Source organism: Halosimplex marinum, assembly GCF_051414075.1.
In the GTDB taxonomy this organism is placed as follows: Archaea; Halobacteriota; Halobacteria; order Halobacteriales; family Haloarculaceae; genus Halosimplex; species Halosimplex marinum.
Genome location: NZ_JBLKNY010000006.1, coordinates 17,933 through 41,180, shown reverse-complemented (window position 1 = coordinate 41,180; position 23,248 = coordinate 17,933). Strand labels below are relative to the sequence as shown.

Below are 23,248 nucleotides of genomic sequence, written 5' to 3'. Positions count from 1 at the left end.
CTGGTCGCCCGCCTGGCCGCTGTCGCGGTCATGACCCGCGGTGGTCCGGCCTTCCGGTATAAACCCTGGGTGGTCGACCGCGTTCATCGGGGCGGTCGAAGTCGAACGGCGAGGTCACCTAATTCGAGGTGGAGGCCCCACCCTCAAGGAGCGCCGGGCTTCCGGCCCCGGCGGAAGCACAAGCGAGTAGGGTGGGGAGGAAACCGACCCGGTACTAATCAGCCGCCAGACTGGTGCCTGCTAACTCCCAATCATTAAGTAACTATGAGTGAATATATGAAACATCGTGGAGTACCGTCGAACCGCCGTTATCAAGCTCGACACGCCCGAAGGTGCGGATACACACCTGCGAGAGACTGTCGAGCAATTTAAATACTGTGCCAACAGCGCGAGCGAGTGGTGCTGGCACGGCGACGACGGCTACCACGTCACATCCAAGGCGAAGGCCGACGATGCGCTGTACGACCAGCTCCGCGAGGACACGGAGTTGACCGCGAATCTCGTCCAGAAAGGGATTCATCAGGCTGTCGAATCCATCAAAAGTGGCGTCGAACGCCTCAAAAACGACCAAGATACGTCCCGTCCGACGTTCTCCGCAGATACCGCTATCTACGACAAGCGAAGTGCCACGTTCCACCGTGACCACGTGTCGCTCTCGACACCGGACGGACGAATCGAGTGTGACTACATTCTGCCCGACGATGCCGAGACACCGCCGACGAAGTACGTCGCGGACGAGGACTACGAGTTTCGGCGGGCGACACTCCATCGACGTGACGGCGACTGGTATCTCCATGCGTCGATGCTCAAAGAGGACGACGACACCGACTCCACGACCGAGCACAGAACAGTCCTCGGTGTGGACCTCGGTGTGAACCAACTCGCGGTCGCTTCGACCGGACGGTTCTGGTCGGCAGACGAGTTCAACCACTGGAAGCGGGAGTACGAGAAGCGGCGTGGCGACCTCCAACAGTGCGGAACACGAGCCGCCCACGAGGCGATAGCGGGTGTCGAGCGCAAAGAGGACGGACGCTTCGAGATGTTCCTGCATCGTGTCGCCAACGAGATCATCGCCGAAGCCGCCGAACACGACTGTTCGCACATCGTGTTCGAGGACTTGACCGACATTCGTGAGAACGTCCCACAGGCGTCGTGGCACCATCTGTGGGCGTTCCGTCGCCTCTACGAGTATGTCGAATACAAAGCCAGAGAGCAGGGCGTTGAAGCCGTGCAAGTGGACCCACGGAACACCTCAAAGCGGTGTTCGACCTGTGGGTTTACCCACGACGATAACCGCCACGGCGAGGCGTTCGAGTGTCAGGATTGCGGCTACCAGAACCACGCCGACTACAACGCTTCCAAGAACATTGGCCTGCAGTATCTCCGGCGTCGGCAAAATGCAGGCGACGGAGGCGCACCCGTAGACGTGCGCTTGAATCGCGGGACGCTGAACGTGAGTGGAGAGTACAATCTTCCCGCCGCATCCGAGGCGTAGAACGGGAGTCCACGCGAAAGCCCTCCCCTCAACGAGCGAGTGGGGCCGTTGCCCCCGAGCGAAGCAGGGGAGGGTAGTTTACTCCCCGCGGTTCCAGGCGCTCGGTTCCATCCCGATGGCCTTGACGACCGGGCGGTACAGCGCGACGATGACGACGACGACGCCGAGTTCGATCCAGAAGCCGAGATCGCCGACGGCGGCCTGGACGACGCCGAGGACGACCGTGACGATGGCGACGATGACGAGGTAGTGGGCGACGAGTTCGAGGATCTGACCCCTGTCCATGGGGGCGATACGGTCCGGGGGGACAAAAACGGCGGTATCGCGGCCGGTGGCCGGCGTCGACCCCGACCGCCCGCATCGGCCCCGTCGTCCGCGTCGAACCGGACGGTCGACGCCGCCCCGTCCCCGGTTCGGTCCTCACACGAGCGTGTCGGGGCGGGTCGAGAGGTACTCGAAGACGGCGCCGAGGCCGAGCCCGTAGACCCAGTGGGCGACGAGCGTGACGGCGAGGTAGCCGGCGAGGGCGATCCCCGCGTAGCCGTCGTAGAAGGCGAAGACGAACCCGGTCCACAGCGCCGTCCCGAAGTAGAGGCCGTGGACGGGGTCGCGGGCGCCCGGCAGGTAGTCCTTCAGCGAGGCAAAGAGGAGCGGCCAGGGGAACATCCCGGCGAGGACGAAGAGGACGTACCCGGCGGTCACCGGCGGGAACAGCCCTTCGAGACCGACCATCTCGGTGACGGTCGCGAACGACGCGCGCGTGAACACGTCGAAGCTCTCGCCGATGAGCAGGACCACGGTCATCAGCGCCGTCCCGACGAGCCCCCCGGCCGCCCCGACGACGCCGTCCGCGACGATGCCGAACAGCCGGTCGAACTCGTCGTCGACCACCGTCGGGTCGTCGAACTCTTCCCCCTCCGCCGGCCGCTCCTCTAGCTCGCGCGTGTCTGCCATGGCATCACGTACCACTCGGACGGACAAAAACCTCCCGAAAAATAGGGCAGGAAGCGAATCGGTTCGGCTCGTTGATAAGGCTGAGTGTCAACACGCCCCAAACAATAAGACCGGGTGCATCGTTGGTGATCGAACATGGTAGAAGCAGGTGGCGCGGTGGTCGGCGACACCGTCCTGGCGGGGACCAGCGGGGTCCGGGCGCCGGCGGAGGTGTTCAACAGCATCTTCGTCGCCTTCCTGGGGCTGGGGACGCTGGTCGGGGTCGTCGTCATCTCCTACACGCTGTACAACGCCTACAAGTACCGCTACCGCGAGGACGAGGACCCCGCCCCCGACGTGGACCGGCCGGAGGTGGGCGAGCTGCCGGAGGGCGGAGGTAAGGGCAAGAAGCTGTTCCTCTCCTTTGGCATCAGCGCGTTCATCGTCCTCTCGCTGGTGATCTGGACGTACGCGTCGCTGTTGTACGTCGAGGGCAAGCCCACCGAGGTCCAGCAGAACGGGGGTGACGTGATGACGGTGGAGGTCGACGGCTTCCGGTTCGGCTGGCAGTTCACCTACCCCAACGGCGCTCAGGCGAGCACCCTCCGGGTCCCGACGGACACGGTGATCAACCTCTCGGTGACATCGCAAGACGTGTTCCACAACTTCGGGATACCGGCGTTGCGCGCGAAGGCCGACGCGATCCCCGGTCAGACCACCAACGCCTGGTTCGTCGCCGACGAGCCCGGCAGCTACCAGGCCAACTGCTACGAGATCTGCGGCGAGGGCCACTCCGGTATGACCGCGCAGGTCGAAGTGATGAACGAGTCGGCGTTCGACGAGTGGTACGCGACCACGGAACCGGCGAACGCGAGCGCGTCGAACGGCACCGCGAGTAACGGCACCGAAGCGGCCGTGGACGGTCCCGACGCGCCCGGTGCGATCGCCCCCGCACGCGCGGGAGGTGCGCCATGAGCCACGGCGAGGCCGGCGGCCACGAGTTCCCGCCGATGAGTTCGGTCAAGCGCTGGTTCGTCACGACCAACCACAAGGACATCGGCATCCTCTACACGGTCACCGCGCTGTTCTTCCTCGTCCTCGGGGGCGTGCTCGCAATGTTGATGCGCGTCCAGCTGTGGTCGCCCGGCGGGGGCATCCTCAGCGCCGGCGCGTACAACCAGGCCGTCTCGGCTCACGGCCTGCTGATGGTCTTCTGGTTCATCTCCCCGTTCGCCTTCGGGTTCGCCAACTACCTCGTCCCCCTGCAGATCGGCGCCGACGACCTGGCGTTCCCGCGGCTCAACGCGATGAGCTACTGGGCGTACCTCTTCTCGGGCCTCCTGTTCATCGCGTCGTTCTTCCAGGGCGGCACGTTCGACGGGGGCTGGACGATGTACGCCCCCCTGAACCTCCCGACGTACATGCCCAACATCGGGTCGACGACCGTCGTCCTCGCGCTCATCATGTTCGTCGCCGCGGTGACGATGGGCTCGGTCAACTTCCTGACCACCATGTACCGGATGCGCGCCGAGGGGCTACGGATGCGCGACCTGCCGATGTTCTCGATGTCGATCCTGCTGACGGTGTGGATGATGCTGTTCGCCTTCGCCGCCCTGCTGGCGGCGCTGATGATCCTCGCCGCCGAGCACCTCTTCGGCGTGACCTACTTCTCGGCGGAGGGCGGGACCCTGCTGTGGACCCACCTGTTCTGGTTCTTCGGCCACCCGGAGGTGTACATCGTCTTCTTCCCGGCGCTGGGCATCATGGCCGAGTGCTTCCAGACGTTCACCGGCCAGCGCATCGTCGGCCGCAAGTGGTTCGTCCTCGCGATGGTGCTCGTCGCGCTCCAGAGCTTCGTCGTCTGGATGCACCACATGTTCCTCACCGGGATCAACCTGGAGATCAAGACCCTCTTCATGATCACGACCATCGGCATCTCCCTGCCGTTCGACCTGATGGTCTTCTCGCTGATCTACACGATGATCAAGGGGCGCATCCGCTTCACCACCCCCTTCCTGTTCTCGCTCGGCGCGCTGATCCTGTTCATCATCGGCGGGATCACCGGCGTGTTCCTCGGCGCAGTCGTGCTCGACTACGAGTTCCGCGGCACCTACTGGGTCGTCGCGCACTTCCACTACGTGATGGTCGGCGGCGCGACCGGGCTGTTCGCCGGCGTCTACTACTGGTTCCCGAAGATGACCGGCCGGATGTACGACGAGTACCTCGGCAAAGTCCACTTCGCGCTGTACTTCGTCGGGTTCAACCTCCTGTACTTCCCGCTGTTCGTCGCCTGGGAGACCCCGCGACGGGTGTTCGACTACGCGCCCGGGCTGACGAGCTGGCACCAGGTCGCCTCGGTCGGCGGGTTCATCCTCGGGGCCTCCTTCCTCGTCATGTTCTACAACCTGTTCAAGAGCATGGCGACGGGCGAAGAGGTCGGGGACAACCCCTGGGAGTACTCCACCACCGCCGAGTGGGCGGTCTCCTCGCCCCCGCCGCTGGAGAACTTCCCCGGCAAACCCAGCTACGCCGGCGGGAAGCTCTCCTTCCGCGACGAGCCCGAGTTGACCGCCGACGGGAGCGGCGACGGCGAGCCCGCAGGATCCGCTTCGCCCGACGACCCCACCGCATCGACCGACGGCGGGACCACGACGCCGGACGGCGGTAACGTCCGTGCCGAGAGCGCGACCGCAGGCGGGACGGGACTCGTGAGCGGCCCGGGGACCGCGACGCCGACGGCGGCCGGGACCGGCGCCGCCCACGGCGGCGATCGTCATCCCGACCACGCGAGCTTCTGGCCGTTCGTCGTCTGCTTCGCCGGGTTCCTCACCTTCCTCGGGGTCTCGGGGATCCGAAGCGGCGGCCCGTACCTCTGGTTGACCGCGGTCGGCGGCCTGTTGAGCGCGGTCGGCTTCGTCGGGTTCGCCAACGAGTCCTTTTACGTCCCCGAGCCGACGGTCGCCGAGCAGTGGCCGTTCGGCGGCGTCGAGAACATGAAGCTGGGGATGTGGACGTTCCTGGCCTCCGACGTGGTCCTGTTCGGCGGGTTCGTCGGCTCGTACCTGTTCCTGCGGGTCGCCAACGGCTGGATGCACTGGCACCACGCGTTCATCCCCGAGGCCCACGTCACCTTCCCCGGGCTGGTCAACACGTACCTGCTGCTGGCGAGCAGTTTCGCGGTCGTCCTCTCGCTGGTCGCCGCACACAGGAACTCCAGCCGGGGCGTCGTCGCCAGCCTCACCGTCACGTGGCTGCTGGGTGTCGGCTTCCTGATCAACAAGGGCATGGAGTGGCAGCACCTGTTCCACATCTCGACGGAGGCGTTCCCGAACGGCTGGAACGTGGGGACGAACGTCGCTTCCTCGACGTTCTACCTGACCACCGGGCTCCACGGCGCCCACGTCATCGTCGGGCTGGTCATGCTCATGTACATGATCCCGCGGGCCTGGAAGGGCGCGTACCTCGACGACGACTCCAGCCTGGAGTACTTCGGCCTGTACTGGCACTTCGTGGACATCGTCTGGCTGTTCCTGTTCCCGCTGTTCTACATCCTGTAAAACAATGGCACGATTCAAACTCTACACCGCGATATTCGTGGTACTGATGGCCCTGTCGACGACGCAGGCGCTCGTCGAACAGACGGGAATGGTCGACTTCGACGCGCCGGGGACCTACTGGACGGCGTTCGGGATCATCCTCGTCCTGTCGTTCGTCAAGGCGACGTTCGTCGCGACCTACTACATGCACCTCCGCTGGGAACCCCGGTCGGTCACCTACCTGTTCCTCGGCGGGCTGTTCGTCGCGCTCGCGCTGACGACCGCCGCCGCCTACTCGATCCTGTAAGAGTCGGGGGCTTCCAATCGGACACGCCCCCGTCCGAACTCGTTCGGCCCCGATCGTCAGCGTTTATCCGATCGGTGGCGACTGTCCGTCCAGTCATGTCAGAGGCCGGTTCGGCAGATAGCGGAGGGGAGACCGCTTCGGACGGTGACGGGTCGCGGCTGGCCGCGCTCGTCGCGACCTGGCCGCGGCGGATCGGGGTCGCCCTCGGGGGACTGCTCGGCGTGCTGGTCGTCCTGTACCTGGTCGGCGTCATCGGCGCGCCGGCCGCGGGGCTCGAAGACCGCGGCGACTGGGGAGAGGTCACCGACGAGCGCACGGAGATCGTGACGACCGTCTGGATCGACAACCCCAACCCCGTCGGCGTCTCGCTGGGGGACACCGTCACCGCGGAGTACGACATCGTCCTCAACGACGTGTTGCTGGCCGAGGGGTCGAAGTCCGACATCGAGGTCCCGAAGGGCAACAGCACCGAACAGTTGCGGACGGACGTGAGAAACGAACACCTCGCCGACTGGTGGGTCGCGTTCGTCCGCGCGAACGAGACGGTCCACGTGGACGCCAACGCGACGTTGCAGGTGAACACACTGTTCAGCGCGAGCCACGACGTGCACCGCAATCGGACGATGCTCAACGAGTCGACGCCGGTCGTCGACGCGCTATCGGCGTCGGTCAACGAGACCAGCGGCACCTACACCGAGTCCGTGAGCGCGAGCGAGGTCGGGGAGGACGTGCTCGGCGACGACCCGCTGGGCGGGAGTGACAGCGTCACCGTCGGCTACGAGGTCCGGCGGGGCTGGGCGAGTTGGGGCGACGTGTCGGAGTCGGAGACGACCGTCCGGTTCCACCTGCTCGTCCACAACCCCGGCGACGTGCCGGTGCCCGCGTCGCCCGACGGCCTCGGCGTCAGCGTCGACATGAACGACGTGCGCACCTTCGAGGCCGGGAGCGGCGACCTCTCGGCGGAGAGCCTCGGCCCCGACGCCGTCGTCGCGCCGGGCGAGACGCGCGAGGTCACCTACCGCGTGACGATGGACAACGACCGCGTCGACGACTGGTTCACCAGCCACGTCCGCGAGACGGCGGGCCCCGGGGCGGAGGCGACGGCCGTCACCGCGCAGTTCCAGGTCGTCTTCGAGAACCCCGTCACCGGCGGCCAGTTCCGCTTCCCGGGCGAGTCGCCGGTCGGCTACGACTGCTCGTTCCGGACGGCCATCCTCGTCGACGGGCAGAACAGCTCCTCGACCTGCGAGCCGCCGACCGTCCCCGGGAACTGACCGGCGGCAGTGGATCGACGCGTTCGGCGCCGTTCGCGGCCGGATCCCCTCGCTTGCTGTTTCCCGCTCGCTCCTTTTTCACGTCGGTCGACAAGCCACCACGAGATGTTCGACGGCGATTCGGCGGACGGACCGGACGACGGCGACGGGGGCGGACGGCGCTGGCTCGCCGCGATCCCGCTCGCGATGGTCGTGGCGCTCGTCGCGGTCGTCGCGCTGTACCTGCTGGGCATCGTCGGGGCGCCCTCGGTCGGCGTCGTCGACGCGGGCGAGTGGGGGACGGTCACCGACGAGCGCACGGAGGTGGTCACGACCGTCTGGGTCCGCAACCCGAACCCGGTCGGGACGGCGTTCGGGCCCGGACTGACCGCCGAGTACGACATCGCGTTCAACGGCGTCACGGTCGCGGTCGGCGACGAGTCGGGGCTGGCGGTGCCGCCGGGCAACACGACGATGCGCTTCCGGACGGCGCTCCGGAACGAGCGGATCCCCGAGTGGTGGGTCGCCTACGTCCGCGCGAACGAGACGCTGCGGGTCGCCGCCGACGCGACCGTGCGCGCCGATGTCGGGCCGTCGCCGGCCGTCTCGCGGACGTTCGAGCGCGACCGGACGATGCTGCGCGAGTCGCGGCCGGTCGTCGACGCCGTCTCGGGAGCGGTCGACCGGACCCGCGGGCGGTACGCGCGGACGGTCGACCTCGGCGAGCGCGCGCCGCGGCTGGCCGGCGGGCTCGGGCTGGACGGCGGGTCGCTGACCGTCGGGTACGAGGTCGAACGCGGCTGGGCGACGTGGGGGACCGTGACGGAGAACCGGACGACGCTCCTGCTCCACCTCCGGGTCCGCAACCCCGGCGACGTGCCGGTCCCGGCCGCGCCCGCGGCCGTCCGCGCGTCGGTCGACGCCAACGGCGTCCGCCTGTTCGAGACCGACGCCGAGGCCCTCTCGGTCCGGGACCTCGGCCCCGAGGCGGTGCTCCGGCCGGGCGAGACGCGGACGCTGACCGTCGCCGCGACGATGGACAACGATAACGTCGACGAGTGGTTCACCCGCCACGTCCGCCGGGGCGAGCGCTCGACGGTCACCGCGCGGGTCCGCCTGCTGGTCGACCACCCGCTGACGAACGCGACGCTCCGCCTCCCCGCCGACGGCCCGGCCACCCGGGCGTGTTCGGTCCGCACCGCGCTCCTCGTCGACAACCGGACCGCCGGGGCGACCTGCGGCGCGGACGGATCCGCCGGCGCGCGGGAACGGGTCCGGGCGACTGCTCGGTCCCACCCGGTCGCTCACCCCCGTCCAGCCGTTCGCTCCCGGCCGGGTACTCACCCGGTTCCGTCGCCGTCGCGTCCCAGCGACGGGAACCCGGGTCGCCAGTACAGCAGCGCGACCGACGCGAGGAAGGCGACCGTCGAGATGTCGACCGAGTAGGCGATGGCGGTCGACATGAGCGTGACCCAGCCGCCGAGGACGCCCGTGACCGCGGAGGCGAAGATGGGGGCGGAACAGCTGAGACAGGAGACGAAGCCCAGGGTCCCCGAGGCGACGACGCCGCTGGCGTCGACGATGGCCGCGTAGACGAGGTAGGTGAGCCCGAGGTAGCCGATCACGCGGTAGGGGACGAACGAAACGTAGAACGTCCGGGTGATCAGCCGGACCCGGCCCCAGCCCGGCGAGCCGGCCCCGACGCTGAGTCCGAGGATTCCCTCGGGGATGGGGTGGTGGCCGCCGACAGTCAGGCCGACGAGGCCGGCCCAGTTGGCCACCAGCAGGAAGTAGCCGGCCGCGAGCGCGCCGGCGAGGAGGTGCCGGCGCGGCGGGGCCGAGGGGACCGGGGTGCGGTAGGCGGCGACGAGGACGGCGTTGATCCAGACGAACGGGTAGAGGACGTACCGCGGGACGGTGACGGTCCCTGGCGTGGCGAGGAAGTAGCCGGCGACGAGGACGAGTTCGAGCGCGACGGCGGCGGCCAGCAGTCCCGCGCCGGTCGGCCAGGAGCGTGCGACTCGGCGGGTCGAGTGGGCCATCAGCCGGTCGTGACGAGCACGATAGTGATCGCGGCGACGGCGAGCATCCCCGTCGCGACGGCGCTGCCGGCGGCCGCCTGCGCGCTCGGCCGGCCGTTCTCCCGCATCGCGAAGTAGACGCCGACGACGAGGAAGCCCGCGACCAGGGCGACGACCGCGCCGATGATCGCCGGCCCGGTGATCGCGCCGCTGGCGTAGGCCATCGCACCGAACATGAACCCGACGACGAGCAGGACGTACGCGACTGTCCACGTGCCCGTGCGCCCGGCGAGGCCCGCTAGCCCCGAGGCCGGCCGCTCGCCGTCCGCCACCTCCCGGGCGACCCGGGGGACGTAGTGGCGCCACCGCCGCGACCGGAGGACGAACAGGACGACCCCGACCCCGAGCAGCCCCATCAACACCATGCTCGCGAGATAGGTCGTGTTTGCCATGGTACGCGTCTACACACCACTTTCCCGCCGAGGTTTATAACTATTCTTGTACCGGGACCGAGAGGACGGCGCTCCTTCGGTGTGACGGCGACGCCGACACGCTTTTTCGGGGCGGCGACACAGTGGAGAGCATGACCGACGGACCCGAAGCGGGCGAGGGCGACGGGGTCGACGCGGACGCGGCGTCGACCGAGGGGGGCGACGAGTCCCCGGACCGGGCCGCCGACGCACAGCCGACCGACGACCCCGAAGCCGACGACGTGAGCGCGTCCGGGGGGAGCGACGCCGACGGCCCCGTCGACACGCCGGACGCGGGCGACGCCGGACCGGCGGACGCACCCGACCCGGATCTTCCGCCGGACGTGGCCAAGTACGACCGCTTCAAGAAGATCGACGGCGGCACCTACGACCGCGCGAACGACTTCCTGCGCGAGCGCACCTACATCACGGCCCGCGAGTGGGCCATCGCCCGCCTCTGTGCGGACTTCCGCACCGAGACCGGCGTCGAGATGACGAAGATCGGCGAGAACCTCCCCGAACTCGTCCCGTTCATGACCGACACCTACACCCCCCAGGCGGTCAATCAAGCGCGGGCCTCCTTCGAGGAGAAGGTCCGCAAGGCCGGCGCGACCTTCCTCTACGGGGCGATGTGCGACTTCTTCACCGCCGAGGAACTGGACGACGTGATGTACGAGGCCACGGAGGTCGCGAAGTTCCTGCTGGAAGTCGAGGGCGTCGAACTCACCGTCGAGGAGGAACTCGAAGCGGAAGACGAGATCTCCGAGGTGATGCGCGAAGTCCGGGAACACTCCGCGGCGCTGCGCCACGACGAAGTGGAGTGTCCCGACTGCGGCCACCACTTCGAGGCGACCGCCGCCGACGCCGTCGACGACGACTGAACGTTTTTCACTCGGCCGGACGGATCGCCGGACATGGACGCCGCCCGACGCGTGGTCCTCCTCGAGTGCGGACTGGGCGTGCTGTGGCTCGGGTACGGCTTCGGGACGACCGGGTTCGCGGGGCTGCGGAGCGGCTGGTGGCTCGCGGTCCCGGCCGCCGCGGGGACGGTCGCGCTCATGTACGCCGAGGAACACCGCGTGGCCGACTGGGACCCCTACTACCGCGGCGGGCTCGCGATCGCGCTCGTCGTCGGGTTCACCGTCGCCGTCGGCGTTGTGGGCGCGCTGACGGCGCTGTCGGTCGTCGACGCGATCGCGGTCGCGATGACCGGGATCGGCGCCGGCCTGCTCCCCTACCGGGTCGTCTACGGCGTCGTCCGGCCCGTGCCGGAGTCGCGGCTCGACGCCGGGGAGCGAGCGGTCTGAGCGGCGGACCGGGGAGAAGGGTGTTCGAAGCGGTCAGCGCTCGTCGTCGGGACGCTCCTCGACGACCTCGGCTGCCAGGTCGGCAATCGATTCGCTCTCGCCGCTACGCGTGGCCGGGCCCCCGTCGTCGCCGGTGGACCCGCCGGCGCTCCGGACGTTACGCCCGACCGCGTCGCCGAACGTCTCGCTCGACCCGCCGGGGCGGTCGTCGGGTTCGCGCTCGTAGACGACGGTGCCCCGCACGAGCGTCAGCTCGGGGAAGACGGCTTCGCGGCCCTCGAAGGGCGTCCAGTCGCACTTCGTGTGCAGACGGTCGGCGCGGATCGGGTGGGTCTTCCCGGGGTCGACCAGCACGAGGTCGGCGTCCATCCCCTCCGCGACCCGGCCCTTCGAGGGCAGGTCGAACACGTCGGCGGGGTTGGCGGCGGTCAGGTCACGGACGCGCTCGTAGGTCAGGTCGCCGGTGCGGGCGTCGGCCAGCAGGAGCGGGAGGGCAGTCTCGACGCCGGGGACACCCGACGGAGCGTCCCAGATGTCGGCGTCCTTCTCCGCGGCGGTGTGGGGGGCGTGGTCGGTCGCGATCACGTCGACGGTGCCGTCGACGACGCGGTCGTAGACGCGCTGGCGGCGCTTCTCGCGGCGCAGCGGCGGGTTCATCCGCCCGTGGGTGCCCAGCTCGCGCAGGTCGTCGCGGGAGAGGTACATGTGGTGGGGAGTGACCTCGCATGTCATGCCCGTCTCCTTCGCGGTGTCGATGCCCTTCGGCGTGGAGGTGTGTGCGACGTGGATCGTGGTGCCGCGCTCGGCGGCGACATCGCAGGCCCGCTCGACGGCGGCGGCCTCGGCGCGGGCGGTGCGGTAGGCGCTCCAGGCGTCGGCGTCGTCCCGCTCCTTCGCGGAGACGTTGAACAGGCTCGCGTCCTCGGCGTGGACGGTGACGGTCACGTCGCGGGCGTCCGCCTCCGCGAGCGCGTCGAGGAACAGGGGTTCCTCGATGCCCATGTTGCCGGTCGAGTCGGCGAGGAACACCTCGCCGAGGGCGAAGAGGTCGCGGTCGAGCAGCGAGTCGGGGTCCCAGTCGGCGGTGACGCCGCCGTTGAGGCCGAAGTCGACAAGCGAGTCGGCAGCGAGGTCGGCCTTCTCGTCGAAGGCGGCGCCGTCGACGGTCGGCGGCGAGGTGTTGGGCTGGTCGACGACGGTCGTCACGCCCCCGGCGGCGGCGCTGTGCGAGCCCGTCGTCCAGTCCTCCTTGTGCGAGTCGCCGGGCTCGCGGAAGTGGACGTGGACGTCGATCATCCCCGGGAGCAGGCGCTTGCCGGTCGCGTCGACCGTCCGCTCGCCCTCCCGGCCGCCCAAATCCTCCCCGACCGCGGCGACCGTCTCGCCCGACACGCGGACGTCCCGCCGGCGGCCGTCCGCGAGCGTCGCGTTCCGGAACAGCATACCCCACCTCGAACGTCCGGTACCCTAAGTCCCGCGGTTTCCTGCAACCTCGCTGGCACGTATTCGACGGGGAGCGGGCTCAGTCGACCCGTTCTACCGACGCCGGGGCCGGCTCGCCCCCGACCAGCGCCCGCTCGACTGCCCCGACGACCGCGTCCGGGTCGGCCTCGCCCCCCGCCCGCGTGACGCTCCCGACGGTCCCCAGGTCGAAGGACACGTCGAGCGCCGCGTAGACGGGGTCGAGCACCGCCGCTATCTCCGCGTGGTCGCGAACGAGGAGCACGCCCGCGACGACGGCCGCGTCGGCGCGCACCCGCTGGGCCAGGCCGGCGAGTTTCCGCGCCCGACCGCCGCAGTCGGCCTGGACCGAGTGGGTTCCCGGGCAAAAGGAGTCGGCGGGTTCGCCCTCGCGGGCGTCGACGCCCAGCGAGTCGAGGGCGTCGAGCAGGTCGGCCGTCGCCGCGTCGTAGCGCTCGGTCAGCCCAGAGCGCGGGTCCGCGGCCGGCCGCACCCGCGCGAACGCGACCGTCGACCCGGTGTAGGCGACGGCGCGGCCGCCCACCTCGCGCTCGACTGCCGGGAAGCCGCGCTCCTCCGCGACCGCGCGGGCCTCGTCGTATCCCTCCGCGCGGACGTCGCGGCGACCGAACGCGACCTGCCGGTGGGGTCGCCAGACCCGGACGGCGGGTTCGCGCTCGTCGGCGACCCGTTCGACCAGCCGCTCCGAGACCGCGCGGTCGGCCTCGATAGTGTCGGCGCGGCCGCGGTAGACGCGCATGGCGGCAGTTAGCGCGCGACCGCGAAAACCGCGGCGGTCGGCTCCCGGAGCGAGAGCGTAATGTGGTCGCTGACCTAACACCCGCCGATGCCCGTCACGCTGTCCGCCGGGTCGCTCGCGCCCTTCCGGCGGGTCACGCTCTACAATTCCCCCTTCGCCGCTCACGACCGCGGCTGCGCTGTCGACCTCTATCCCGGCGACGCCGACGGCGACACCCGCCGGCCGAATCCCGAGGACGGCCCCGCCGTCGACGCGCCCTCGCCCGTGGCCGGCGAGGTTGTCGAGACGCGGACCGTGCGGGCGCCCTCCCAGCCCTACGCGGCCGACGATGACCACCTGATCCTCGTCGACACCGGCGCCCGAGTCGCTCGACTCCTGCACGTCGAACCTGCGGTGTCGGCGGGCGACTCCGTCGCGGTGGGTGACTCGCTGGGCCGGCTGGTCCGCGCCGGCTTCTTCGCGCCGTGGGTCGCCAACCACCTCCACCTCGGCTTCCGCGAGCACGGCGCGGACCACCACCGCGCCGCGGGGTCGCTCCCGCTGGCACTCGGGAACGACGTGGCAGTCGACGCGCTGCCGTGGGACGGGACCGGGACCGTCGTCGCCGCCGGGGAGACCTACGCCGTCCTCGACCGGCCCGCCCACCCGGCGCCCGGCGAGCGCTTCGCCGGACTCGCCGCGACCGACGCCGGGGGCGAACCGCTCGGGGTTCTGGACGGCGGTCTCCCCCACTACGACTCCGGCGGACTGCTCGGTGCTCGCGACACGACCGACGAGGCCGGGCGTGGCGATACCACCGACGTGTTCCTCTGCGGCGAGCGCGTCGGCTCGGCCGACGGTCGGGACGTGACCTGGACCGGCCCGACGGTGCTGGCGAACGGCGAGCCGGTCCGGGGGATCGCGCTCGCGCTCGGCCACGACCACGCGGGCGTCAAACTCGTCGGCGAGGGGATCGACCTGTCGGTCGGCGCGGACGTGACCGTGGAGATCGCGTCGGGCGAGCCGTGACGGACCCGTCACTCGGAGCCGAGCCCCTTCTCGAACCGGAGGAGTTCGTACTCCCCCTCGGTCCGGTGGTCGGTGCCCTCGTAGCCCCGCGCCCGGTAGAACCGGACGGCCGACCGCTGGCGCTGGGCGGTCCAGAGGAAGACCCGGTCGAGCCCGCGCTCGCGGGCCGCGTCCTCCAGGCCCGCGACGATCCGGCCGCCGTAGCCCTCGCGCTGGCGAGCCGGGTCGACCGCGATCCGCAGGAGTTCGCCCGCCCCCTCGGGGATCTCCTCGCCCTCGCCGGCGAGCCCGCCCATCGCGACGACCTCGCCGTCGGCGTCGCCCCCAGCGGAGCTCTGTCCACCAACCTCGACCACGAGGAACTCCCCGCCCGCGTCGAGGTAGTTCCCCTCGATGTCGCGGATGTCGTCGCTGTTCGGCACGTCCTCGGGGTTCGAGCCGGCCGCCCGGAGCGCCGTCCGGTGGAGCCGCCAGACGGCCTCCCGGTCCCGGGGTTCGTACCGGCGGAGTCGTCCGGGCGCGGTGTCGCTGTCGATGTCCCCGCCCATTCAGATGAACTCGATGTCGGCCAGCGGCGTCACCTCGCCGAACAGGAAATCAGCGTGCTCCAGCGCGTACTCGCGGTGGTCCTCCTCGGTGCAACCGACCGCGTCCTCCACCAGGACGGGCCGGTAGTCCCGGAGGCCGGCGCTGGAAGCCGTGTGCAGGACGCAGACGTTCGCCAGCGTCCCGCAGATCACCAGGTCGTCGATGTCGTGGGCGTCCAGCCACCCCTCCAGTTGCGTCTCGTAGAAGGCGTCGTAGGTGTGTTTCACCACGACCAGGTCCTCGTCGCGGGGGTCGAGTTCCTCGACGATCTCGGCCTCCCAGGAGCCTTCGAGGACGTGTTCGCCCCAGCGGTCGAACTCGTCGTAGTAGTGGGCGTCCTCGAACTGCTCGGGCGGGTGTACGTCGCGGGTCCAGACGACCGCGGCGCCCGCCTCGCGGGCCTTCGCGACCGCCTCGCCCACGGGCTCGATGGCCGCCTCGCTGCCCGGTGCGTAGAGGCTGCCGTCGGGGTGGCAGAAGCCGTTCTGCATGTCCACCACGACGACCGCCGCGCTGTCGGCGTCGAGTCGCATGAGCGGTCGTTGGGACCGGCGAATCAAAAGCTCTGCTGGCGAGTCGCAGCGTCCGGCCGCCGGGCTTGAAGACGACGGCGCCCGAGGGGACGACCATGGAACGACGGGAAGACGTTCGCGACCTCGCGCGCGAACTCGTCTCGATCCCGAGCCACGAGTCGGAGGCGGCGGCGGGCGACCGCATCGCAGCCTGGCTGCGCGAGCACACCGACGCGACTGTCCGCCGCGACGACGCCGGCGACGCCGAGCGCGGCGGTAACGTGATCGCCCGGAAGGGGTCGGGGGAAACCTCCCTGGCGCTGGTCGGCCACCACGACGTGGTCCCGCCGGACGAGTCACAGGTCGAAGACGGCGAGTACGTCGTCCGCGAGGGACCCGCGGACGGCGACGACGGCGATGAGGACGGCGACCGCCGGCTGTACGGCCGGGGGAGCGCGGACATGAAAGGGGCCGTCGCGGCAGCCATGTGTGCCTTCCGCGATGCCGACCCACCGCAGGGGCTCGAACTCGTCTTCGCCTCGTTCGTCGGTGAGGAAGTCGGCGGCGTCGGCGCGCGGGCGGCCATCGACGACGGGTTCGCCCCGGACTACGCGGTCGTCGGGGAGGGCTCGACCGGCTACTCCGCGCCGGGGGTCACCGACGTGGCCGTCGCCCACAAGGGCCGGCGCGGGTCGACGCTGGTGGCCGAGGGGACGGCCGCCCACGCCAGCGAGACTGAGGCCGGCGTCAACGCCGTCTACCGCGCGACCGACGCCGTCGACGTGGTCCGAGAGCTGTCGTTCCCCGCCACCGAGGTGCTGGGCCACGAGCTATCGGGCAGCGTCGCGGTCACGGGGATCGAGGGCGGGTCGGCCTGGAACGTCATCCCCGAGCGCTGCGAGGTGACCGTCGACGAGCGGACGGTGCCCGGCGAGCGCGCCGACCTGGAGCGGGCGGAGGCGATAGCGGGCGTCGCCTGGACCGTCGACCAGGACCTCCCGCCGATGGCCTGCGACGACGCCGCCTTCGCCGACGCGGTGCTCGCGGCGGCCCGCGATGCACACGAAACGGAGGGCGAACCGGCGCCGGACGGAGAGACGGCGGACGGTGACGCGACCGCGCCGGGCGACGGACTCTCCGAACAGGTGGTCAAGCCCCACGCGACCGACGCCGGGTGGCTGGCCGACGCGGGGACGACCTGCGTCGTCTGTGGCCCCGCCGAACCAGGGGAGGCTCACACCGCGACCGAGAGCGTCTCGCTGTCCGTCCTCGACCGCTGTTACCGGATCTACCGCGGCGTTGCCGAATCCTGGGCCGGCTGACCAGCGGTTGCCGACCGCGTGTTTTTCAGTCGACAGCTCGAAGGACGGGTATGCGACGCCGAGCGTTCCTCGCGGCGGTCGCCGCCGGGGCGGCGGGCTGTCTGAGCGACGGCACCCCGACGGACGGCGGGACCGACGACGGCGGGGACGGAACGGCCACGCCGACGGAGGGAGACGGCGCAGCGACCCCGACGGGGGAGGACGGGCCGACCCCGACAGGGACGCCCGCCGCGACGGCCACCGGAACGCCGACGGCGACACCGACCCGGACGCCCACGGCGACACCTTCCCCGGCCGCGACCCAACCCGGGACCCGCGACGCCGTGTTCCCCGAGTACGAGACGACCGGCGTTCGAGTGACGACGCCCGGCGGGGAACGGCTGGGTTCGGTGACGGCTGCGGTCGCCGACACCGGTGATCTGCGATTCAAGGGTCTGAGCGACACGGAGTCGCTGCCGACCGACATGGGGATGCTGTTCGTCTACGACGAGGTGGGGAGCCACACCTACGTGATGCGCGACATGGACTTCGGACTCGACATCGTCTACGCCGACGGCGGGGGCGCGATCACCGAGATCCACCACGCGCCCGAGCCCGGCCCGAACGAGGACGGCGAGGACCAGGAGTACCCCGGCCGCGGCCAGTACGTCCTGGAGGTGAACAAGGGGTGGACCACCGAGCGCGGCGTCGAAGTCGGCGACGTGTTGCGCTTCGAGCTATGAGAGCTGCGCATGTACCGCGACTCGTGTCTGTTCTCAGAAAGTATTTACCGACTCTCAATAACGGATGATTATGACGACTACGACGCACCTTGGACGTACGATAGTTCTTCAGGGCGGACTTGGTATTCTCGGTGCTGTATTAGCTGGATACGGCCTCTATACACACTTCTCTATCGCTGGTCAAGCTCGCTGTGATGGCTGTGCACCGTGGCACCCCCTGTTCGTTGTTGCCCCTCTCATCGTGGGGGTTGTGCTCATTCTAAGTGCGGGGTATCTCTACTCACGCTGATAACCCCTTCCCCTGTGCTGACCGATACCTGTGGCACCTGCACTGAGCGGTCCCGCGAGCGAGCCGGCTGATGACGGTCACCCGTGTTTTGATACGCTGTCGACCGCAACCGTGGATCGATGACGACGGAATCCGCCGACCACGACTCCGAGTCCGAATCCGCACCGGAGCCCTATCCGGCCTTCGAGGAGCACGTGAAGCAACTGACCTACCTCAACGACGCCGGGGGGGTGCTGGGCTGGGACCAGCAGGTGACGATGCCCGAGGGCGGCACGCCCGCCCGGTCGAAGCAGTCATCGGCGCTGTCGGCGGTCACCCACGAGAAGCTGACCGACGAGCGGGTCGGCCAGTGGCTCGACGAACTCGACGACGCCGACCTCTCGGGCGGCCGGCGGGCGGTCGTCCGCGAGGTCCGCCGCGAGCACGAGCGGGCCGTCGAGGTGCCCGAGGAACTCGTGACGGAGATCTCCGAGACGGCGTCGAACGCCCTGCCGGTCTGGGAGGAAGCCAAGGCCGAGGACGACTTCGACTCGTTCGCGCCGACGCTGGAGACGATGGTCGAACTCAAGCGCGACTACGCCGAGGCCATCGACCCGGACCGGGACCCCTACGAGGTGCTGTTCGAGGAGTACGAACCCTACCTGGGACTGGACACCGCCGAGCGGGTACTGGAGCGGCTGCGTGACGAACTCGTCCCGCTGATCGAGGCCATCAAGGACAGCGACGCGGATCTGGCGGATCCCTTTGCCGACGGCGAGTACCCCGAGGACGCCCAGGAGGAGACCGTGCGGGCGGCGCTGGACCACCTGGGCTACGACTGGGAGCGCGGCCGGCTCGACACCGCGCCCCACCCGTTCTCGACGGGGACGCAGTTCGACGCCCGCGTGACGACGCGGTTCGACCCCGAGGACCCCATGGGCGCCATCGGCTCGACCATCCACGAGTTCGGCCACGCGACCTACACGCAGGGCCTCCCGCGGGAGCACTACGGGACGCCGCTGGGCCAGTCCCGTGACCTGACGGTCCACGAGTCACAGTCGCGGCTCTGGGAGAACCACGTCGGGCGCTCGCGGCCGTTCTGGGACGACTTCGCCGACACAGTGAACGAGAAACTGGGCGTCGACGCCTCGCCCCGGGCGTTCTACGAGGCCGCCAACCAGATCTACCCGGACAACCTGATCCGGGTGGAGGCGGACGAACTCACCTACCACATGCACATCATCCTCCGGTTCGAGATCGAGCGCGACCTGATCTCGGGCGACCTCGACGTCGAGGAGGTGCCGGGCGTGTGGAACGACAAGATGGAGGAGTACCTCGGGGTGCGGCCCGACACCGACAGCGAGGGCTGTCTCCAGGACATCCACTGGACCCACGGCTCGCTGGGCTACTTCCCGACGTACTCGCTGGGCAGCGTCCTGGCCGCCCAGCTGTACGCCAGCGCCGAGGAGGCCATCGAGGACCTGGACGGGAAGGTCCGGGCCGGCGAGTTCGACCCGCTGCACGAGTGGCTCACCGAGAACGTCCACCGTCACGGCTGTCGCTACGAGACGGACGACCTCGTGCGCGAGGCGACCGGCGAGGGCTTCACCGCCGACTACTTCCTCGACTACGCCGAGGGGAAGTTCGGCGACCTCTACGGCCTCTGAGCGGCGGACAGGAGGGCGCAGCTCACACCAGGTTCAGCAGGAAGCCGAGGATCCCGACGCCGACGGCGAGCGCGAGCATCTTCCCGACCGGGAGGTCGTGAGCGACGGCGAGGCCGTAGCCCTGGATCGCGGCCTTCCAGAGTGTGCTGACGAGGCTAGAGACCAGCAGGACGGGCGAACTGAACGAGGCCGCCCGCTCGAAGAAGTCGACGAACGCCTCCGGGTTCGAGGGGGCCTGGCCGAGCAGGCTGAGCAGTCCGACGGTGGTCACGGGCAACAGGACGATCCCGGCGATCTCGGCCTCGCCGGTGACGGCGAGGGTGGTCCCGAACGACCGCTGGCCGCCGGCGAACCACACGAACAGGTGCAACAGGGCGGCGAGCAGCAGCCACCCGACGAAGATGGCGACGAAGACCCCGACGATCGCGCCGGTCACGGCGCCCCGGACCTGCGCCTTCTCCTCGGGCGGGGCGTCGACGTGGGCGATCACGCGCTGGAGGAACACCCAGATCGCGGCGGCCGTCGCGGTCGCCTGGACCGCGACGACGACTGCGGCGACGGCTATCGAGGGCCGGTCGTAGCGGTCGAAGTACTCGGAGGGCCGGACGAGCGGCGTGGAGGGCGCCATACCCGGCCGTATCACGGACGACTGGTAAGCTTTCTGTCGGTCCGGAGGAGGTTCGAAGCACGGCGCGCGTCGCACCCGGGAGCGGACCGCTTAACCCGCTCGGCCCGGTAGACGCGGGTATGGCAGGGCCGGATCTGGACCCGGAGCAGCTCGACCGCTACTCCCGGCACATCATCATGGACGAGGTGGGGCCGGAGGGGCAGGCGAACCTGCTGGACGCCGCGGTGCTCGTCGTCGGCGCCGGCGGACTCGGCTCGCCCGTCCTCCAGTACCTCGCCGCCGCGGGCGTCGGCCGCCTGGGGATCGCCGACCACGACACCGTCGAGCGCTCGAACCTCCAGCGCCAGGTCGTCCACGGCGACGCCGACGTGGGCCGCCCGAAGGTCGAGAGCGCCGCCGAGTTCGTCCGCGAGCTGAACCCCGACGTGACCGTCGAACCCCACGAGGTGGCGGTCTCGCCGGAGACGGTCGCCGACCTGGTCGACGGCCACGACTTCGTCGTCGACGCCTCCGACAACTTCCCGACTCGCTTTCTCATCAACGACTACTGCACGCTCGCGGGCGTCCCCTTCTCCCACGGCGCCATCTACCGATTCGAGGGGCAGGTGACCTCCTTCACCGGCGACGGCCCGTGTTACCGCTGTCTGTTCCCCGAGGCGCCGCCGGAGGGCGCCGTCCCCGACTGCGCGACGACCGGGGTTCTCGGGGTGCTCCCGGGGACGGTCGGCGCCATCCAGGCGACCGAGACGGTCAAGCACTTCGTCGGCGTCGGCGAGTCGCTCGACGGCCGGATGGTCGTCTACGACGCCGCCGAGATGTCCTTCGACGAGGTCGCCGTCCGTCCGAACCCAGACTGCTCGGTCTGCGGCGACGACCCCATCGACTCCGTCGACGACGTGGAGTATTCGGAGAGTTGCGCCGTCCCCGCCGACTGAGCGGAGTCCGCGTTCGACCGGCCGACGCGAACACCGCGGGTCACGTCACTGATTCCGAATTTCAGCGGTGATACTCTGTCGAGAGGTTTTATAGGCGAGTACTCGAGAGAGGCGGGTGGAGCGCGCGTCGCTCCGGGTTCGATGTCAGAGGCAGAGACGATCGGCGAGGCGCTCGACCTCTCGGAGATACGCCTGGAGATGCCCGGCTACGTCGAGCTGGTGCTGTCGCTGGTGATAATCTGGGGCTTCGGCGACGCCGCGTCGACGCTGGTCGCGGCCGCCTTCGCCGGCCCCTCGCTGGAGGCCAACCCCTGGATCCGCCTGTTGCTGGTGCATCACCCGCTACTGGTGGTCGCGCTGAAGGCCGCCGTCGTGCTATACGCCGGCGTCGTCCTGCTGGAGTGTCGGTCGGTCGTCGAGCGTGTACCGGGCTGGCGCGCCTGGTTCCTCGGCGTCATCGGGCTCGGAACTGTCGTGGTGTTGACGAACGTCTACGTGGGCCTGGCCGCTGTCGCCGCGGTCTGAGTCCCCGTCGTCCGAGTGTTCGTTCCTGATCCGGTCCGCTTCGAGTCACTCGTACTGTTCGGATCGTCCGTCTCGCTTGCAGTATTCGGTACCGCAGTCAGCGGTGAACGCTGAAAGCCCTCAACGCGCTCGCTAGCTGGAGACGCTACCGCAACTGACAGCAGGCGATGAAAGCCCTCGGCGCGCTCGCGGTCGCTGAGCGACATATCCGCGCTCTCGGCACCGCCCGCGCGGATAGGGGTCGCTCAGACGACTACATGAACGCGAGCGCGTCTCGCCCTTTCAGTCCGCCAGGACCGCGACCGCCCCGCACAGCACCGCAGCGGGCCACGAGCCTCCCCAGCCGATTCGCTCCGTCACTTCGTTCCTCCGCTCATCCCTCGCGCGGCTACGGTCGCGCGCATGAAAGCGCGCTCCAGCGCGCGCCACGGTGGAGAAGGACCCGTCTTCGCTCGCCGGTCACGCCGTGGGTTCCTCGCGCATCGGTCCGTCGACGGGCAACTCGCGCGCCACATCGTCGGGCGGGGCGTCGAAGCGGTCGGGGTGGAGGAGGCCGGCGAGGTGTTCCAGCGTGTCGACCAGCCTGGGACCGGGCCGGTTGACGAAGTAGTGGCCGTCCATCACGTAGACGCGGCCGGACTCGGCGGCTTCGAGGTCTTCGAACCCCGGCCGGCCGATCAACTCGTCGACGCTGTCGAACGTCTGGTCGATCCCGAACCCGCAGGGCGCGGCGACGACGGCGTCGGGGTCAGCCTCGCGGACGCTCGCCCACTCCCGGGGCGTCGAGCGGTCGCCCGTGTCGGCCATGGGGTACGTGCCGCCCGCCGCGTCGACGAGTTCGGGCATCCAGTGGCCGGCGACCATGACGGGGTCGAGCCAGTCGAAGACGGCGACGCTCGGCCGGTCGTCGGGGTCGATCTCCGCCGTCCGCTCGCGGACGGCCGCGACCCGTTCCCGGAGGTCCGCGACCAGTTCCGCGGCCCGCTCCTCGCGGTCGAAGACCGCGCCGAACCGCTCGATGTCGGCGTAGAGGTCGTCGAGGCTGTGCACGTCGGTCGTGAGCACCTCGGCGTCGACGCCCGCCTGGGCGATGGCGTCCTGGACGAGCAGCGTGTCGACGGCGCATACGTCGCAGACGCCCTGGGTGACCACCACGTCGGGGTCGACTTCGGCGAGGGTGTCGAGGTCGATCTCGTAGACGCCGCCGTGTTCCTGCTCGGCCTGTGCGACCTGTTCGTTGATCGCCGCGCTGTCCTGGTCGGGGTCGACCCGCGAGCGGTCCAGCGTCGGCAGGTCCTCGGCCTCGGGCGGCCAGTCGCACTCGTGGGAGACGCCGACGGGTTCGACCCCGAGGGCGTAACAGATCTCGGTGGCCGACGGCAGGAGGGAGGCGACGCGCATACCGGACGGTGGGGCCCGTCGGACGTAAAACCACGGTGGCCGCCACAGCGGGGGCGACGGCGGACAGTCCCGCCCCCTCGACCGTGTGTCTCCCTCCCAGCGAAGGGAAAGGTATAGCACCGTCGCTGT

24 protein-coding genes are annotated in these 23,248 nt (G+C 69.8%); 14 read left to right on the top strand and 10 right to left on the bottom strand.

Annotated features, from left to right (window positions below):
- Positions 1-286 precede the first annotated feature (286 nt).
- The gene (locus ACMGFI_RS16585; RefSeq protein WP_436910970.1) at positions 287-1,495 is read left to right on the top strand and encodes an RNA-guided endonuclease InsQ/TnpB family protein; all 1,209 of its coding nucleotides are present in this window, start codon (positions 287-289) and stop codon (positions 1,493-1,495) included.
- Positions 1,496-1,573: 78 nt separating this feature from the next.
- Here the strand turns inward: ACMGFI_RS16585 and ACMGFI_RS16580 are convergent, their stop codons facing one another.
- Positions 1,574-1,780 (bottom strand): hypothetical protein, encoded by a 207-nt coding sequence (locus tag ACMGFI_RS16580; RefSeq protein WP_436910969.1) that lies wholly within the window; start codon positions 1,778-1,780, stop codon positions 1,574-1,576.
- 135 nt (positions 1,781-1,915) lie between these two features.
- Entirely contained in the window at positions 1,916-2,449 is a 534-nt protein-coding gene (locus ACMGFI_RS16575) for a DUF6789 family protein (RefSeq protein WP_436910968.1), read from the bottom strand.
- A gap of 135 nt (positions 2,450-2,584) precedes the next feature.
- Here ACMGFI_RS16575 and coxB point away from each other — a divergent pair, with 135 nt between their 5' ends.
- From coxB to ACMGFI_RS16550, 5 genes are all read left to right on the top strand, one after another.
- On the top strand, positions 2,585-3,403 hold the full coding sequence (gene coxB, locus ACMGFI_RS16570; protein ID WP_436910967.1) for a cytochrome c oxidase subunit II: 819 nt from the start codon (positions 2,585-2,587) through the stop codon (positions 3,401-3,403).
- Positions 3,400-5,985 (top strand): cbb3-type cytochrome c oxidase subunit I, encoded by a 2,586-nt coding sequence (locus ACMGFI_RS16565; RefSeq protein WP_436910966.1) that lies wholly within the window; start codon positions 3,400-3,402, stop codon positions 5,983-5,985. The genes coxB and ACMGFI_RS16565 overlap by 4 nt, the downstream gene beginning before the upstream one ends.
- A gap of 4 nt (positions 5,986-5,989) precedes the next feature.
- The gene (locus ACMGFI_RS16560; protein ID WP_436910965.1) at positions 5,990-6,271 is read left to right on the top strand and encodes a cytochrome C oxidase subunit IV family protein; all 282 of its coding nucleotides are present in this window, start codon (positions 5,990-5,992) and stop codon (positions 6,269-6,271) included.
- A gap of 95 nt (positions 6,272-6,366) precedes the next feature.
- The gene (locus tag ACMGFI_RS16555; protein WP_436910964.1) at positions 6,367-7,545 is read left to right on the top strand and encodes an LEA type 2 family protein; all 1,179 of its coding nucleotides are present in this window, start codon (positions 6,367-6,369) and stop codon (positions 7,543-7,545) included.
- A gap of 105 nt (positions 7,546-7,650) precedes the next feature.
- Positions 7,651-8,970, top strand: coding sequence for an LEA/WHy family protein (locus ACMGFI_RS16550; protein WP_436910963.1), 1,320 nt, complete (start codon positions 7,651-7,653; stop codon positions 8,968-8,970).
- Here ACMGFI_RS16550 and ACMGFI_RS16545 read toward each other — a convergent pair.
- Together ACMGFI_RS16545 and ACMGFI_RS16540 are read right to left on the bottom strand one after the other, a co-directional pair.
- Positions 8,865-9,566, bottom strand: coding sequence for a DUF7546 family protein (locus ACMGFI_RS16545; protein WP_436910962.1), 702 nt, complete (start codon positions 9,564-9,566; stop codon positions 8,865-8,867). The genes ACMGFI_RS16550 and ACMGFI_RS16545 overlap by 106 nt on opposite strands.
- On the bottom strand, positions 9,566-9,997 hold the full coding sequence (locus tag ACMGFI_RS16540) for a hypothetical protein (RefSeq protein WP_436910961.1): 432 nt from the start codon (positions 9,995-9,997) through the stop codon (positions 9,566-9,568). The genes ACMGFI_RS16545 and ACMGFI_RS16540 overlap by 1 nt, the downstream gene beginning before the upstream one ends.
- A gap of 131 nt (positions 9,998-10,128) precedes the next feature.
- On the opposite strand from ACMGFI_RS16540, the gene ACMGFI_RS16535 reads away from it, so the two are divergent.
- Complete coding sequence (locus ACMGFI_RS16535; RefSeq protein WP_436910960.1) at positions 10,129-10,896, top strand: DUF5806 family protein; 768 nt, start codon at positions 10,129-10,131, stop codon at positions 10,894-10,896.
- Between the two features lie 33 nt (positions 10,897-10,929).
- Entirely contained in the window at positions 10,930-11,322 is a 393-nt protein-coding gene (locus ACMGFI_RS16530) for a hypothetical protein (RefSeq protein ID WP_436910959.1), read from the top strand.
- Between the two features lie 33 nt (positions 11,323-11,355).
- On the opposite strand, the gene ACMGFI_RS16525 is transcribed toward ACMGFI_RS16530, so the two are convergent.
- The gene (locus ACMGFI_RS16525) at positions 11,356-12,765 is read right to left on the bottom strand and encodes a dihydroorotase (protein ID WP_436910958.1); all 1,410 of its coding nucleotides are present in this window, start codon (positions 12,763-12,765) and stop codon (positions 11,356-11,358) included.
- A 79-nt stretch (positions 12,766-12,844) separates the two neighbouring features.
- The gene (locus ACMGFI_RS16520; RefSeq protein ID WP_436910957.1) at positions 12,845-13,543 is read right to left on the bottom strand and encodes a lipoate--protein ligase family protein; all 699 of its coding nucleotides are present in this window, start codon (positions 13,541-13,543) and stop codon (positions 12,845-12,847) included.
- Between the two features lie 87 nt (positions 13,544-13,630).
- Here ACMGFI_RS16520 and ACMGFI_RS16515 point away from each other — a divergent pair, with 87 nt between their 5' ends.
- Entirely contained in the window at positions 13,631-14,551 is a 921-nt protein-coding gene (locus tag ACMGFI_RS16515) for a DUF8155 domain-containing protein (protein ID WP_436910956.1), read from the top strand.
- 8 nt (positions 14,552-14,559) lie between these two features.
- Here ACMGFI_RS16515 and ACMGFI_RS16510 read toward each other — a convergent pair whose 3' ends face one another.
- Positions 14,560-15,099, bottom strand: coding sequence for a GNAT family N-acetyltransferase (locus ACMGFI_RS16510; protein ID WP_436910955.1), 540 nt, complete (start codon positions 15,097-15,099; stop codon positions 14,560-14,562).
- The gene (locus ACMGFI_RS16505; RefSeq protein ID WP_436910954.1) at positions 15,100-15,672 is read right to left on the bottom strand and encodes a cysteine hydrolase family protein; all 573 of its coding nucleotides are present in this window, start codon (positions 15,670-15,672) and stop codon (positions 15,100-15,102) included.
- Between the two features lie 95 nt (positions 15,673-15,767).
- Between ACMGFI_RS16505 and ACMGFI_RS16500 the strand changes: the two genes are divergently transcribed.
- The 3 genes from ACMGFI_RS16500 to ACMGFI_RS16490 all read left to right on the top strand — a co-directional run bounded on the left by ACMGFI_RS16500 (position 15,768) and on the right by ACMGFI_RS16490 (position 19,630).
- Complete coding sequence (locus tag ACMGFI_RS16500; RefSeq protein WP_436910953.1) at positions 15,768-16,973, top strand: M20 family metallopeptidase; 1,206 nt, start codon at positions 15,768-15,770, stop codon at positions 16,971-16,973.
- 50 nt (positions 16,974-17,023) lie between these two features.
- Positions 17,024-17,695, top strand: a complete 672-nt coding sequence (locus ACMGFI_RS16495; protein ID WP_436910952.1) for a DUF192 domain-containing protein — start codon at positions 17,024-17,026, stop codon at positions 17,693-17,695.
- A 408-nt stretch (positions 17,696-18,103) separates the two neighbouring features.
- Complete coding sequence (locus ACMGFI_RS16490; protein WP_436910951.1) at positions 18,104-19,630, top strand: carboxypeptidase M32; 1,527 nt, start codon at positions 18,104-18,106, stop codon at positions 19,628-19,630.
- Between the two features lie 22 nt (positions 19,631-19,652).
- On the opposite strand, the gene ACMGFI_RS16485 is transcribed toward ACMGFI_RS16490, so the two are convergent.
- On the bottom strand, positions 19,653-20,258 hold the full coding sequence (locus ACMGFI_RS16485) for a YIP1 family protein (RefSeq protein WP_436910950.1): 606 nt from the start codon (positions 20,256-20,258) through the stop codon (positions 19,653-19,655).
- 119 nt (positions 20,259-20,377) lie between these two features.
- Here ACMGFI_RS16485 and ubaA point away from each other — a divergent pair, with 119 nt between their 5' ends.
- Both ubaA and ACMGFI_RS16475 read left to right on the top strand, forming a co-directional pair.
- Positions 20,378-21,193, top strand: coding sequence for an SAMP-activating enzyme E1 (gene ubaA / locus ACMGFI_RS16480; RefSeq protein WP_436910949.1), 816 nt, complete (start codon positions 20,378-20,380; stop codon positions 21,191-21,193).
- Between the two features lie 141 nt (positions 21,194-21,334).
- A complete protein-coding gene (locus ACMGFI_RS16475) occupies positions 21,335-21,718 on the top strand; it encodes a DUF5658 family protein (RefSeq protein ID WP_436910948.1) in 384 nt (127 codons plus the stop codon).
- A 459-nt stretch (positions 21,719-22,177) separates the two neighbouring features.
- On the opposite strand, the gene ACMGFI_RS16470 is transcribed toward ACMGFI_RS16475, so the two are convergent.
- On the bottom strand, positions 22,178-23,119 hold the full coding sequence (locus ACMGFI_RS16470; protein WP_436910947.1) for an ABC transporter substrate-binding protein: 942 nt from the start codon (positions 23,117-23,119) through the stop codon (positions 22,178-22,180).
- Positions 23,120-23,248: the final 129 nt, after the last annotated feature.

Bases quoted from the DNA above. Each gene is read 5' to 3' on its own strand.
- ACMGFI_RS16540 (WP_436910961.1), bottom strand. From the start codon at position 9,997: ATGGCAAACACGACCTATCTCGCGAGCATGGTGTTGATGGGGCTGCTC.
- ACMGFI_RS16470 (WP_436910947.1), bottom strand. From the start codon at position 23,119: ATGCGCGTCGCCTCCCTCCTGCCGTCGGCCACCGAGATCTGTTACGCC.
- ACMGFI_RS16550 (WP_436910963.1), top strand. From the start codon at position 7,651: ATGTTCGACGGCGATTCGGCGGACGGACCGGACGACGGCGACGGGGGC.
- ACMGFI_RS16555 (WP_436910964.1), top strand. From the start codon at position 6,367: ATGTCAGAGGCCGGTTCGGCAGATAGCGGAGGGGAGACCGCTTCGGAC.
- ACMGFI_RS16575 (WP_436910968.1), bottom strand. From the start codon at position 2,449: ATGGCAGACACGCGCGAGCTAGAGGAGCGGCCGGCGGAGGGGGAAGAG.
- ubaA (WP_436910949.1), top strand. From the start codon at position 20,378: ATGGCAGGGCCGGATCTGGACCCGGAGCAGCTCGACCGCTACTCCCGG.
- ACMGFI_RS16475 (WP_436910948.1), top strand. From the start codon at position 21,335: ATGTCAGAGGCAGAGACGATCGGCGAGGCGCTCGACCTCTCGGAGATA.
- ACMGFI_RS16530 (WP_436910959.1), top strand. From the start codon at position 10,930: ATGGACGCCGCCCGACGCGTGGTCCTCCTCGAGTGCGGACTGGGCGTG.
- ACMGFI_RS16500 (WP_436910953.1), top strand. From the start codon at position 15,768: ATGGAACGACGGGAAGACGTTCGCGACCTCGCGCGCGAACTCGTCTCG.
- ACMGFI_RS16565 (WP_436910966.1), top strand. From the start codon at position 3,400: ATGAGCCACGGCGAGGCCGGCGGCCACGAGTTCCCGCCGATGAGTTCG.
- ACMGFI_RS16515 (WP_436910956.1), top strand. From the start codon at position 13,631: ATGCCCGTCACGCTGTCCGCCGGGTCGCTCGCGCCCTTCCGGCGGGTC.
- ACMGFI_RS16525 (WP_436910958.1), bottom strand. From the start codon at position 12,765: ATGCTGTTCCGGAACGCGACGCTCGCGGACGGCCGCCGGCGGGACGTC.
- ACMGFI_RS16560 (WP_436910965.1), top strand. From the start codon at position 5,990: ATGGCACGATTCAAACTCTACACCGCGATATTCGTGGTACTGATGGCC.
- ACMGFI_RS16495 (WP_436910952.1), top strand. From the start codon at position 17,024: ATGCGACGCCGAGCGTTCCTCGCGGCGGTCGCCGCCGGGGCGGCGGGC.
- ACMGFI_RS16545 (WP_436910962.1), bottom strand. From the start codon at position 9,566: ATGGCCCACTCGACCCGCCGAGTCGCACGCTCCTGGCCGACCGGCGCG.
- ACMGFI_RS16580 (WP_436910969.1), bottom strand. From the start codon at position 1,780: ATGGACAGGGGTCAGATCCTCGAACTCGTCGCCCACTACCTCGTCATC.
- ACMGFI_RS16520 (WP_436910957.1), bottom strand. From the start codon at position 13,543: ATGCGCGTCTACCGCGGCCGCGCCGACACTATCGAGGCCGACCGCGCG.
- ACMGFI_RS16490 (WP_436910951.1), top strand. From the start codon at position 18,104: ATGACGACGGAATCCGCCGACCACGACTCCGAGTCCGAATCCGCACCG.
- ACMGFI_RS16510 (WP_436910955.1), bottom strand. From the start codon at position 15,099: ATGGGCGGGGACATCGACAGCGACACCGCGCCCGGACGACTCCGCCGG.
- ACMGFI_RS16505 (WP_436910954.1), bottom strand. From the start codon at position 15,672: ATGCGACTCGACGCCGACAGCGCGGCGGTCGTCGTGGTGGACATGCAG.
- ACMGFI_RS16485 (WP_436910950.1), bottom strand. From the start codon at position 20,258: ATGGCGCCCTCCACGCCGCTCGTCCGGCCCTCCGAGTACTTCGACCGC.
- ACMGFI_RS16535 (WP_436910960.1), top strand. From the start codon at position 10,129: ATGACCGACGGACCCGAAGCGGGCGAGGGCGACGGGGTCGACGCGGAC.
- coxB (WP_436910967.1), top strand. From the start codon at position 2,585: ATGGTAGAAGCAGGTGGCGCGGTGGTCGGCGACACCGTCCTGGCGGGG.